The organism is Streptomyces sp. NPDC053750, from assembly GCF_044544295.1.
Taxonomy (GTDB): Bacteria; Actinomycetota; Actinomycetes; order Streptomycetales; family Streptomycetaceae; genus Streptomyces.
Genome location: NZ_JBITXB010000037.1, coordinates 23809 through 34824 on the forward strand (window position 1 = coordinate 23809; position 11016 = coordinate 34824).

General features: G+C 74.2%; 10 protein-coding genes and 1 tRNA gene. 7 read left to right on the plus strand and 4 right to left on the minus strand.

Features of this window, described 5'->3' with window-relative positions:
• Positions 1–45: 45 nt before the first annotated feature.
• On the minus strand, positions 46–1554 hold the full coding sequence (locus ACIGO6_RS40310) for a long-chain fatty acid--CoA ligase (protein WP_399885556.1): 1509 nt from the start codon (positions 1552–1554) through the stop codon (positions 46–48).
• Positions 1555–1617: 63 nt separating this feature from the next.
• Positions 1618–2805, minus strand: coding sequence for a thiolase family protein (locus ACIGO6_RS40315; RefSeq protein ID WP_399885558.1), 1188 nt, complete (start codon positions 2803–2805; stop codon positions 1618–1620).
• A gap of 139 nt (positions 2806–2944) precedes the next feature.
• Here ACIGO6_RS40315 and ACIGO6_RS40320 point away from each other — a divergent pair, with 139 nt between their 5' ends.
• The 7 genes from ACIGO6_RS40320 to ACIGO6_RS40350 all read left to right on the plus strand — a co-directional run bounded on the left by ACIGO6_RS40320 (position 2945) and on the right by ACIGO6_RS40350 (position 9224).
• Positions 2945–3754 (plus strand): lysophospholipase, encoded by an 810-nt coding sequence (locus ACIGO6_RS40320; protein WP_399885560.1) that lies wholly within the window; start codon positions 2945–2947, stop codon positions 3752–3754.
• 176 nt (positions 3755–3930) lie between these two features.
• Positions 3931–4263, plus strand: coding sequence for a DUF3140 domain-containing protein (locus ACIGO6_RS40325; protein WP_399885562.1), 333 nt, complete (start codon positions 3931–3933; stop codon positions 4261–4263).
• A gap of 2 nt (positions 4264–4265) precedes the next feature.
• On the plus strand, positions 4266–4916 hold the full coding sequence (locus tag ACIGO6_RS40330) for an endonuclease (protein WP_399885564.1): 651 nt from the start codon (positions 4266–4268) through the stop codon (positions 4914–4916).
• A 127-nt stretch (positions 4917–5043) separates the two neighbouring features.
• On the plus strand, positions 5044–5886 hold the full coding sequence (locus ACIGO6_RS40335; RefSeq protein ID WP_399885566.1) for a hypothetical protein: 843 nt from the start codon (positions 5044–5046) through the stop codon (positions 5884–5886).
• A 230-nt stretch (positions 5887–6116) separates the two neighbouring features.
• Complete coding sequence (locus ACIGO6_RS40340; protein ID WP_399885573.1) at positions 6117–7457, plus strand: glutamine synthetase family protein; 1341 nt, start codon at positions 6117–6119, stop codon at positions 7455–7457.
• Position 7458: 1 nt separating this feature from the next.
• Positions 7459–8616 (plus strand): amidohydrolase family protein, encoded by a 1158-nt coding sequence (locus ACIGO6_RS40345; RefSeq protein ID WP_399885567.1) that lies wholly within the window; start codon positions 7459–7461, stop codon positions 8614–8616.
• Positions 8617–8696: 80 nt separating this feature from the next.
• The gene (locus ACIGO6_RS40350) at positions 8697–9224 is read left to right on the plus strand and encodes an NUDIX hydrolase family protein (RefSeq protein ID WP_399885575.1); all 528 of its coding nucleotides are present in this window, start codon (positions 8697–8699) and stop codon (positions 9222–9224) included.
• A gap of 51 nt (positions 9225–9275) precedes the next feature.
• On the opposite strand, the gene ACIGO6_RS40355 is transcribed toward ACIGO6_RS40350, so the two are convergent.
• Positions 9276–9349: transfer RNA gene (locus ACIGO6_RS40355), tRNA-Pro, on the minus strand.
• A 100-nt stretch (positions 9350–9449) separates the two neighbouring features.
• A complete protein-coding gene (locus ACIGO6_RS40360) occupies positions 9450–10784 on the minus strand; it encodes an MFS transporter (protein ID WP_399885569.1) in 1335 nt (444 codons plus the stop codon).
• Positions 10785–11016 lie beyond the last annotated feature (232 nt).

Sequence of the window (11016 nt, forward strand, 5' to 3'; positions counted from 1 at the left end):
CACCCGACCGGTGCCCGTAAGCACCGTCTCGCCGGATGGCTCCTATCAGTCGGCGTACCGCGCCCGCAGTTCCCGCTTCAGCACCTTCATGCTGGGGCCCAGCGGCAGCGTGTCCGTGAACTCCACCCGGCGCGGGTACTTGTGCCGGCCGAGGTGCTGCTTGGACCACTCGGTGACCTCGGCGGCGTCCGGCGCCGCGTCCGGCGCGGGGACAACGACCGCGCACACCTCCTCGCCGTGCAGCTCGTCGGGGAGGCCGATGACGGCGACCTGCGCGATGCCCGGGTGCCGCATCAGGACTTCCTCGACCTCCCGCGGATAGACGTTGTAGCCGCCCCGGATGATGATGTCCTTCTTCCGGTCGACGATCCTGAGGAACCCCTCGTCGTCCTTGGTGCCGAGGTCACCGGTGCGGAACCAGCCGTCGACGAGCGCCTCGGCGGTGGCCTCGGGGCGGCCGAGGTAGCCGGAGAAGACGTTGTGGCCGCGCACGACGACCTCGCCGAGCTCGCCGGGCGGCAGCAGCTCGACGCGCCCCTCGACCTCCGCGCGGGCGATCTCCACGTCCACGCCCCACAGCGGGTGGCCGATGGTGCCGGGTTTGGCACCGAACACCGGCTGGTTCACGGCCGCCGCCGGAGAGGTCTCCGACAGTCCGTACCCCTCGTAGATCTTCGCGCCGAAGGCCTCCTCGAACCGCTCCAGTACGGCGACGGGCAGCGAGGCGCCACCGGAGATGCACACCCGCAGGTCGGGCAGGGCGTCCGCGTCGGCCGCGGCGGCGGCGAGGGCGACGAACATGGTCGGCACCCCGTGGAAGGTGTTGACCTTCTCCTTCACCATCAGCTCGATCGCGCGGGCCGCGTCGAAGCGCGGCAGCAGAACGAGCGTCGCCCCGGCCCGCCAGGTGGAGTTCAGGGAGACGGTCTGCCCGAAGGCGTGGAACAGCGGCAGCGCGCCGAGCGCGATGTCGTCGGGCCGGATGTCGTTGGCGTCGAAGGCGTTGACGGTCGCGTTCATCACCAGGTTGAAGTGGCTGAGCACCGCGCCCTTGGGGACGCCGGTGGTGCCGCTGGTGTAGAAGACCACGGCCGGGTCGTCGGCGTCGCGGGTGACGTACGAGGGCAGCGGTTCGGCGTCGGCCGCGAGCTTGTCCAGCTCGTCGCCGAGGGTGATCAACCGTACGCCCGCCTCCCGCGCGGCGGCCGCTCCGGTCTCCGCCTGGGCCGGGTGGCACAGCAGCAGGGTCGCGCCGCTGTCGCGCAGGACGTGCTCGACCTCCGCCGCGGACAGCAGCAGATGGACCGGCACGACGACTCCGCCGGTCGCGGCGATCGCGTAGTACGCCTGCGGGAAGTCGGCGGTGTTCGGCGCCATCAGCGCGATCCGGTCTCCCGGCCGGACGCCCAGGCCGGTGAGGGCGCCGGCCTGGGCGCGGGCCCGCTGCCACACCTCGGCGAAGGTGAGCCGCAGGTCGCCCTCGACCAACGCCTCCTTGTCGGGGCGGCGCCGGGCGTTCTCGGCGAGGATGGCGGCGACGGAGAGGGTTGCCATGGGGTGTTGCTCCGTTTCCTTGCTGCGGCTCTGCAGAGGGGTCGGCCGGGTGACGTGACGCGGTCAGTGCCGCTCGACGAGCACCGCGCTGCCCTGCCCCACGCCGACGCACATGGTGGCGAGCCCGCGGGCCGCTCCCGTGCGCCGCATGCGGTGGAGCAGGGTGGTGAGGATGCGGGCGCCGGAGCAGCCGAGCGGGTGGCCCAGCGCGATGGCGCCGCCGTAGGGGTTGACCAGGTCGGGATCGATGCCGAGCCGGTCCACGCAGGCGAGGGCCTGGGCGGCGAACGCCTCGTTGAACTCGGCCTCCGTGATGTCGTCGACGCTCCAGCCGGCGCGGGCGAGGACCTTGCGGGTGGCGGGGACCGGGCCGATGCCCATGACGTCCGGGTGGACACCGGCCGAGCCGCCGGCGACGTAGCGGCCGAGGGACTCCAGACCCAGGTCGCCCAGGGCCTCCTCGCTGACCAGGAGGAGTCCGGCGGCGCCGTCGTTCATCGGGGAGGCGTTGCCCGCCGTGACGGTGCCGCCGGCGCGGAAGACCGGCTTGAGGCGTGCCAGCTTCTCGACCGAGGTGTCCTCGCGGACGCACTCGTCGGTGTCGACGACCACGCCGTCGGGGCGTTCGACGGGCAGGAGTTCGTCGTCGAAGTGGCCGCATCTGCGGGCTTCGGCGGCCAGGCGGTGGCTACGCAGGGCGAACTCGTCCTGTCGTTCGCGCGACACGCCGTACCGCCCGGCGACCTCCTCCGCCGTCTCGCCCATGGCCAGCAGGCCGTGCAGCTCCTTCATCGCCGGGTTGACCAGGCGCCAGCCGAGCCGGGTGTCGGCGGTCTCGATGCGGTGCGGCAGGGCCTCGTCGGGGCGGGGCAGCACGAAGGGGGCGCGGCTCATCGACTCCGAGCCGCCGGCGAGCACGATGTCGGCCTCGCCGGCGGCGATGGTGCGGGCGGCGGCGGTGACGGCCTCGAGGCCGGAGGCGCACAGCCGGTTCACCGTGGCGCCGGGCACGGTTTCGGGCAGGCCGGCGAGCAGGGCGGCCATGCGGGCGACGTTGCGGTTGTCCTCGCCGGCCTGGTTGGCGGCGCCCCAGTAGACGTCGTCGATGCGGGCGGGGTCGAGCGTGGGCACGTCGGCGACCAGGCCCCGGATCACGGCGGCGGCGAGGTCGTCGGGCCGTACGCCGGACAGGGCGCCGCGCAGCTTGCCGATCGGGGTGCGGCGGGCGGCCGCGAAGTGGACGGGACGCACGAGGGGACTCCTGACCGTCGCTCTGTCGCCGGGTGGCGAACACACACTTAATTAGCACTGCTAGTTTCGGACTATAGACCTCCGGGCGGCTCCCTGGGAAGATCCCCCGGTGACCTTCACCGACGCAGCTGGAGGAGACATGACCGAGGCCCGCGAGCACGTCCTGACCGGAACGCGGGGACGGATCACCGCCCGCGAGTGGCCCGCCGGGCGGCCCACGTACGTGGCGCTGCTGGTGCACGGCTACGGCGAGCACATCGGCCGCTACGAGGAGGTGGCGGGCGTCCTGGCGGGGCACGGCGCGGCCGTGTACGGCGTCGACCACGCCGGGCACGGGCGGTCGGACGGCGAGCGGGTGCTGATCGAGGACTTCGAGGACGTGGTCACCGACGTGGGGACGGTGGTGGACCTCGCCCGCGCCGCCCACCCGGACCTGCCGGTCGTCATGGTCGGGCACTCCATGGGCGGCCTGATCGCCTCCCGCTACGCCCAGCGCCACCCCGGCACGCTGCTCGCGCTGGTGCTGTCCGGGCCGGTCATCGGCGACTGGGAACTGCCGCGCCGGCTGCTCGCCCTGGAGGAGATCCCCGACACCCCGATCAGCCCGGCCTCGCTCTCCCGCGATCCGGCGGTCGGCGCGGCGTACGCGGCGGACCCGCTGGTGTGGCACGGCCCGATGAAGCGGCCGACGCTGGAGGCGTTCGTACGGACCCTGGAGACGGTGGCCAAGGGCGGCGACGTCGGCCGGCTCCCGGTGCTGTGGGTGCACGGCGACGACGACCGGCTCGTACCGCTGCCCGGCAGCCTCGTCGGCGTGGAGCAGCTCAGCGGCGGCGACCTGACCGAGCGGATCTACGCCGGCGCCCGGCACGAGGTCTTCAACGAGACGAACCGGGCCGAGGTGTTCACGGACGTCACCCGCTTCCTGGACGGCGTGCTCGCCCGCTGAGCGGCCGGGTCCGTCCGCCCCGGACGCCGCCGGGCGTTTGCCCTGAGGGCCCATGGGCACCCGCGCCCCCATGGAGTGGCTGCGCCGCACCTGCGAGGAGGAGCGCGTCGCTCTGCTCCGTACGACCACCTCGTACGCACGTACGCGGGTACGCACGACGAAGTGAGGGACACCTCATGGCCGACGCCCTCGAACTCGACGCGCTGTGGGAGGACTTCCACCGCGTCGTGAACATGACGTCCGCGGAGCTCGCGGACTGGCTCCGGGTGCGCGACTCCGGGGAGCTGACCGAGCCGCTGCCCGACGACGCCGGCCCTCCACTGGGTCAGCACGTCCTCGCGATCCTGCAGAAGCGGCGCACCGACCTGACGGAGGACGACCTGCGTGCGATGCGCAAGGTCGTGGACACCGTGACCTCGCAGACCGACCTCGAGAACGAGCCCCGGGCCGAGGACACCCGGCTCAGGCACCGGCTGATGACGGTCGGTCACGACCCGCTGAAGCCGTAGCCGTGAGTGGTGACCAACGGCGCGTCGTGCGCGAACTCCTCGACGCGCACGGGCAGACGTACGCCGAGGAAGCGGGCATCGCCCTGAAGGACACCCCGCAGCCGCTGTACCGGCTGCTGGTCCTCGCCCATCTGCTCAGCGCCCGCATCCGGGGCTCGGTCGCCGTGGCCACCGCCCGTGCCCTGCAGGAGGCGGGGCTGAGCGACCCGCACCGCATGGCCGACGCCGGCTGGCAGGAGCGGGTGGACGCGCTCGGCCGGGGCGGCTACCGGCGCTACGACGAGCGCACCGCCACCCAGCTCGGCGAGGCGGCCGAGCTGCTGACCGAGCGGTGGGGCGGGGATCTGCGCCGGCTGCGCAAGGAGGCGGACGGCGAGGTGCCCGAAGTGCACAGGTTGCTCCAGGAGTTCCCCGGCGTGGGCCCGACCGGCGCGGACATCTTCCTGCGCGAGGTCCAGCGCGTCTGGCCCGACGCGGCCCCCTACCTGGACCGCAAGGCGCTCCAGGGCGCGGAGCGCCTCGGCCTGCCGAGCGACCCGGACCAGCTCCTCGACCTGGCCGGAAGCACGGAACCGGCCGTCCTCGCGGCGGCGTTGGTCCGCGCGGCGGTGGACAAGGACGTCGCGCGCGACACCCTCGACCGCACCGACTGAACCGTCCCGGCTCCGCCTCCGGCGGCCGGTGAGCGGACAGGTCACCCGGACAGCCCCGTGCGCTGGTGCGTCCGCGGGGGCGGTGGTGCGCTGAGGGCACCGTGTCACGTTCCAGGAGGCATCCGCGATGAGCCGTCGTCCGTCCCACCCCGTCCGTCTCACGGCCTGTGCCCTGGCGGCGGGCGCGCTGCTGACCACCGCGGCCTGCTCGGCCGGCGACGGCGGGTCGGACGCGGCCTCGGACACCGCTGCCGTCGAGGCCCGGGCCACCGAGCAGGACGCGGCGAAGAAGGCCCCCACCACCTCCCCCAGCCCCTCCGGCCTCACCGAGGACGGCGCGAAGGCCGCCCTGCTCACCGAGGCCGACCTGGAGGGCGACTGGAACCAGGTCGAGGACGCCGACAAGTGGCGCGACCGGCTGCTCGTCGGCGAGGTCGACGTGTCCGACTTCCTCACCGCCAAGACCGACGCCGCCGACTGCCAGGAACTGCTCGACGCCCTCTACCGCGACAACCTGCTGGGCGAGCCGTCGGGGCCGTCGGCGCTCACCGGCTTCGAGCAGGGCGACTCCCGCCTGCTGGAGCAGGTCGCCGGCTACGACCGCGCCGGGCTGGACGAGCGCCTGAAGTGGCTGGACTCCATGCCGGACACCTGCGACCAGTTCACCGCGACGGACTCCGCGGGCGAGAAGCGTACGGTCCAGGTGACCGAGGCGTCGGTGCCCGACGTGGGCGACGCCAGTGAGGGCCTGCACGTGACCGTGCGGGGCACCGCCGCCGACAACCCGGCCACGCTCACCCTGGACGTCGCCGCCGTTCGCGTCGGCACCTCCGCCCTCACCGTCACGGGCGGCGGCCTGGACGGCGACGAGGCAGCCTCCGTGGAGCAGGCGGTGCGCCAGGGCACCGAGCGCCTGAAGACCGTCCTGGACGGCGGCACCCCTTCGCCGCAGCCCACCAACCTGTACTGAACCGACCTGTACCGGGCCGGGTGCACTTCGGGCGAAACCCGGACGGCGTGATCACCGAACGGCACAATGGTGCGCGGCCGACGGCGCACGCACGAGGGAGCCGAGACGTGAGCGAGAGCGACACCACGCCGGGCGGGTTACCGGGTCCGGAGACCGTCGCGGCCCGCACGCCGCCGCCCGCCGGTCCCGTCCCCGGCGGACGTCCCGGTGAGGTCGAGCGGGCCACCGCGCTGAGCGGTGAGCTGTCCGGGCAGGGCGTGCACGGCGTCGTGCTGGCCTACGTCGACACGGCCGGGATCGCCAGGGTGAAGACCGTACCCACGGCGAAGCTCGCCGCCGCGGCGGCCTGGGGCGTCGGCATGTCACCGGTGTTCGACACCTTCCTCGCGAACGACGCGATCGTCGCCACGGACGTCCTCGGCTCCCCCGACGGCGACCTGCGCCTCTATCCCGACCTCGACCGGCTGGCCGTGCTGGCGGCGCAGCCCGGCTGGGCGTGGGCTCCGGTCGACCGGATCACGCAGGAGGGCGCACCGCATCCGGCGTGCGGGCGCACCGTCCTGCGCCGGATCGTGGCGCGGGCCGCCGAGCGGCACGGCGTCACCTTGAAGGCCGCGATCGAAATCGAGTGGGCCCTGGGCCGGGGCGACGCCCCCGAGGGCGACTTCGTCCCGGCCGTGACGGGACCGGCGTACGGCGCCACCCGGCAGGTCGAGCTGAGCGACTGCGCCGCCGATCTGCTGGCGGCGCTCGCGGCGCAGGGGGTGGACGTGGAGCAGCTCCATCCCGAGTACGCGCCCGGGCAGTTCGAGATCTCGGTGGGGGCGCTCGACCCGGTGGCGGCGGCCGACCGCAGCGTGCTGGTGCGGCAGACGATCCGGGCGGTGGCCCAGCGGCACGGGCTGCGGGTCTCCTTCGCCCCCGCGGTGCTGGGGCAGGGCGTCGGCAACGGCGGGCACCTCCACCTCTCCGCCTGGCGGGACGGGACGAACCTGCACGCCGGTGGCCCGGGCCGATACGGCATGACCGCCGAGGCCGAGTCCTTCGTGGCCGGGGTGCTGGACCACCTCCCGGCGCTCACGGCCGTGACCGCGCCGAGTCCGGCCAGCCGTCTGCGGCTGCGGCCCTCGCAGTGGGCGGGGGTGTTCACCGCCTGGGGCCGGGAGACCCGCGAGGCCGCCCTGCGGGTCGTCACCGGCACCGTCGGCGTACGCGACCGGGCGGCGAACCTGGAGGTGAAGCCGGTCGACCTGGCCGCCAACCCGTACCTCGCCCTCGCCTCGGTGATCGCCGCCGGGCTGGACGGCATCGCCTCGTCCGCGCCCCTGCCCGGGGAGATCACCGGTGACCCGGCACGCTTCGACGCGGACGAGGCCGCGGCCCGGGGGGTGCGCCGGCTGCCGGTCTCGCTCGCGGATTCGGTCGAGGCGTTCCGCGCGGACGAGGTGCTCCGGACCGCGCTGGGGCCGGTCCTGGCCGACGCGGTGGCCGCCGTACGGCGCGGGGAGATCGAGGCGGTCGACGGGCTGGACGACGACCGGGTGGCGGCGGCCTACCGCTGGAAGTACTGACATGGCCGCCGGCCCCGTCCACGAGAGCCTCGCCGCGCTGGAGCTCGTGGACCACCACTGCCACGGCGCCGTCACCGCCGACCTGGACCGGGAGGGCTTCGAGTCGCTCCTGACCGAGGGCGAGGTGTGGCCCGGCGTCTCCCCGTTCGACAGCCCCGTCGGCCTCGCCGTCCGCCGGCACTGCGCTCCCCTGCTGGACCTGCCGCGCCACGCGTCCGCCGACGCGTACCTGGCCCGGCGGACCGAGCTGGGCGCCGCCGAGGTCAACCGGCGCTTTCTGCGGGCCGCCCGCGCGGGCGTGTTCTGCGTGGACACGGGGTACGCCCCGCACCGCGTGACCACACCGGACGAGCTGGCTCGGGCGGCGGGCGCGACGGCGTACGAGGTGGTCCGGCTGGAGGGCGTCGCGGAGGCGGTGGCCGCCGGGGGTGTCGAGCCGGACGCGTATGCGGAGGCGTTCCGCACGGCCGCGTGGGACGCGGTGCGGCGGCCGGGCGTCGTGGGCGTCAAGTCGGTGGCGGCCTACCGCACCGGCTTCGACCTGGACCCGGCGAGGCCCTCGCCCGCGGAGGTGACGGGGGCCGCCCGGCACTGGCTCGCCCGCGGCGGCCGGCTCGACGACCCGGTGCTCGTACGGCACCTGCTGTGGACCGCCGTCGAGCTCGGGCTGCCGCTGCAACTGCACACCGGGTTCGGCGACAGCGACATCCGCATGCACCGCGTGGACCCCACCCACCTGACCGACTGGCTGCACCTGACCGCCGGCACGATCCCGGTCGTACTGCTGCACTGCTGGCCCTACCAGCGCCAGGCGGCCTACCTGGCCGCGGTCTTCGAACGGGTGTACTTCGACGTGGGCCTCACCCTGCACTACGTCGGTCCCGCCCGGGCCGGCGCGATTCTCGCCGAGGCGCTGGAGATCACCCCGTTCCGCAAGCTGCTCCACAGCTCCGACGCCTACGGGGTGGCCGAGTTCCACCACCTCGGGGCGCTGACCTTCCGGCAGGGGCTGGCCGGGCTGCTCCAGGAGCGGGTGGACGCCGACGAACTGGCCCTGCCGGACGCGCTGCGCCTCGCGCGCTGGGCCGGGCGGGACAACGCGTGGCGGGTCTACCGGCTGCCCTGTGGCCCTCCCGACGACTCGCCGGACGACGGCTGAGCGGCGTGGGGACGGTCACAGTCCCGGAGCGGCGCCCAGGAAGCACGAGACGTGGAAAGTATGATCAAGCGATGTCTGACATGACCGAAACCACGCCGGGCTGGCTGCCGACCGACGAGCTCGAGATGGCGCGCGCCCGCATGCCGATCCTGTACGTCGAGGCGGTGCCCGTGCGCGTCGACGACAGCGGCGAAGTCACCAGTGTCGGCCTGCTCCTGCGCATCGGGCCCGACGGTACGGTCAGCCGGACGCTGGTCTCCGGCCGGGTGCTGCACCACGAGCGGGTCCGGGACGCCCTGCTGCGCCACCTGGAGAAGGACCTCGGCCCGGTGGCGCTGCCCCGGGTCCCGACCTCGCTGCAGCCGTTCACGGTGGCCGAGTACTTCCCCACGCACGGCGTCACGCCGTACCACGACCCCCGGCAGCACGCGGTGTCGCTCGCCTACGTCGTGCCGGTGACCGGCGACTGCCGGCCCCGGCAGGACGCGCTGGACCTGGTCTGGTTCAGCCCGCAGGAGGCCTTGTCACCGGCGGTGCAGAGCGAGATGCCCGGGGGGCACGGGGTGCTGCTGAAGCAGGCGCTGGCCCATGTGGGCTGCGTGATCTGACATGCGAAAAGGGCCTTCGCGGACTCACGTCCGCGAAGGCCCTTCGCCGTGTCGGGACGACAGGATTTGAACCTGCGACCCCTTGACCCCCAGTCAAGTGCGCTACCAAGCTGCGCCACGTCCCGTTGCCCGTCTGACCTGGGGTTTCCCCTGGCCGAACGCGCAGGAAAACCATACCGCACTCGGGCCGGTGGTCGCGCACCGCTTTTCGGGCACGGGCCCCGGTCAGCACTGCTCTGCGCGGGACCGCCCGGGCACCGCCGGCCGGTCCGCGCCGGTGGCCGCGGCGGCGTCGACCCGCACCAGTCCGCGCACCGCGGGTATCAGGAGCAGGGCGGTGCAGACGGCGAAGCTCATGGCGCCGGCGACGAGCAGCACGTGGTCGGCGCCCAGGGCGGAGGCGGCCGGTCCCGCCAGGGCCTGGCCGACGGGCATCATCGCCAGGGAGCCCGCCACGTCGTAGGCGTGGATGCGGTTGAGCACGTCCTGCGGGACCTGGGTCTGCACGCTGGTCGCCCACATCACGCCCCAGAAGGACATGCCGGCCCCGGCGACGGCGGCTCCGGTCGCCATGGCGGGTACGCCGAGTCCGGCTCCGACGCTCGCGGGGAAGGCGGCGAAGCCGACGAGGGCGATCGCGCCGGCCCGCAGCATGCGGCGGGGACGCAGCCGCAGCGCGACGAGCCCGCCGACGACGGTGCCGGCGCCCAGGGCCGAGTTGACCAGGCCGTAGGCGCGCGGGCCGTGTTCCTGCACCACCTCCGTCGCCACCAGGGGCACCGTCGGCCCCCAGACGGCGATCATGTAGAGGCACCAGACGGCGATGACGCCCCACAGCCACTGGCGGGAGCGGAACTCCCGCCACCCCTCGACCAGGTCGGCACGGAAGGCCTTCGTCCCCCGGCCGCCGGCTGCCGGGCCGCTCCCCGGCGCGAGCGGGGGGAGCCGGAGCAGCAGCAGGCACAGGGCGCTGACCGCGTAGGTGGTGGCGTGGGCGGCGAAGACCCCGCCGGGCGAGGCGAAGCCGACCAGGAGACCGGCGACGGCGGGGCCGGCGAGCTGGGCGGCGGACTCGGCGACCCGTATCGCGCCGTTCGCGCCCTGGATGTCGGAGGCGAGCCGGGGGACGGTGCTGGCGACGCCGGGCTGGAACACGGCACCGGCGACGCCGTTGACGAACCCGATCGCGCAGATCTGCCACAGCACGACGTGCCCGGAGAAGAAGAGCGCGGCGGCCAGGGCCTGGGTGCCCAGGCGCACCACGTCGGCGCCGATCATCAGCTTGCGGGTGCTGAAGCGGTCGGCGAGGACGCCGCCGAAGACGACCAGTCCGGCGAACGCGGCGGCCGTCGAGGCCATGGCCAGGCCGACGGCACCCGCCCCGTACCCGTGCTGGAGCAGCCCGGCGGCGAGCGCCACGGGAAGCATGGTGTCGCCCAGCCGGGCGATGGCCCGGGCGACGAAGAACAGCCCGAAGTCCCGTGACCAGACGGCTCGCGACGCATCGGCCCCGGCCGTCCTTCCACCCGTGGGCGTGGGCTGTGACGACGTCCCGGTCATCCCGCGCTCTCCCTCCCCGGCCGGCCCCCGCCGACCACCCCCGCGCCCCCTGCCTATCCCGCTGTCGGGTGTACGTCCGACAGCCGGAGCCCCCCTCCGGTCCCGGCCGGCACGCATGTCCCCGGATCATGCCACGGGGCACTGACATTGATGCTGATACTCGGGTTCCGGCGGTCGTGACTCGGGCACTGACTGACGCCCTGCTGGGCTGTCCTTGTGTTGGTCTGTCCGG

Bases quoted from the DNA above. Each gene is read 5' to 3' on its own strand.
- ACIGO6_RS40310 (WP_399885556.1), bottom strand. From the start codon at position 1,554: ATGGCAACCCTCTCCGTCGCCGCCATCCTCGCCGAGAACGCCCGGCGC.
- ACIGO6_RS40320 (WP_399885560.1), top strand. From the start codon at position 2,945: ATGACCGAGGCCCGCGAGCACGTCCTGACCGGAACGCGGGGACGGATC.
- ACIGO6_RS40325 (WP_399885562.1), top strand. From the start codon at position 3,931: ATGGCCGACGCCCTCGAACTCGACGCGCTGTGGGAGGACTTCCACCGC.
- ACIGO6_RS40335 (WP_399885566.1), top strand. From the start codon at position 5,044: ATGAGCCGTCGTCCGTCCCACCCCGTCCGTCTCACGGCCTGTGCCCTG.
- ACIGO6_RS40345 (WP_399885567.1), top strand. From the start codon at position 7,459: ATGGCCGCCGGCCCCGTCCACGAGAGCCTCGCCGCGCTGGAGCTCGTG.
- ACIGO6_RS40350 (WP_399885575.1), top strand. From the start codon at position 8,697: ATGACCGAAACCACGCCGGGCTGGCTGCCGACCGACGAGCTCGAGATG.
- ACIGO6_RS40360 (WP_399885569.1), bottom strand. From the start codon at position 10,784: ATGACCGGGACGTCGTCACAGCCCACGCCCACGGGTGGAAGGACGGCC.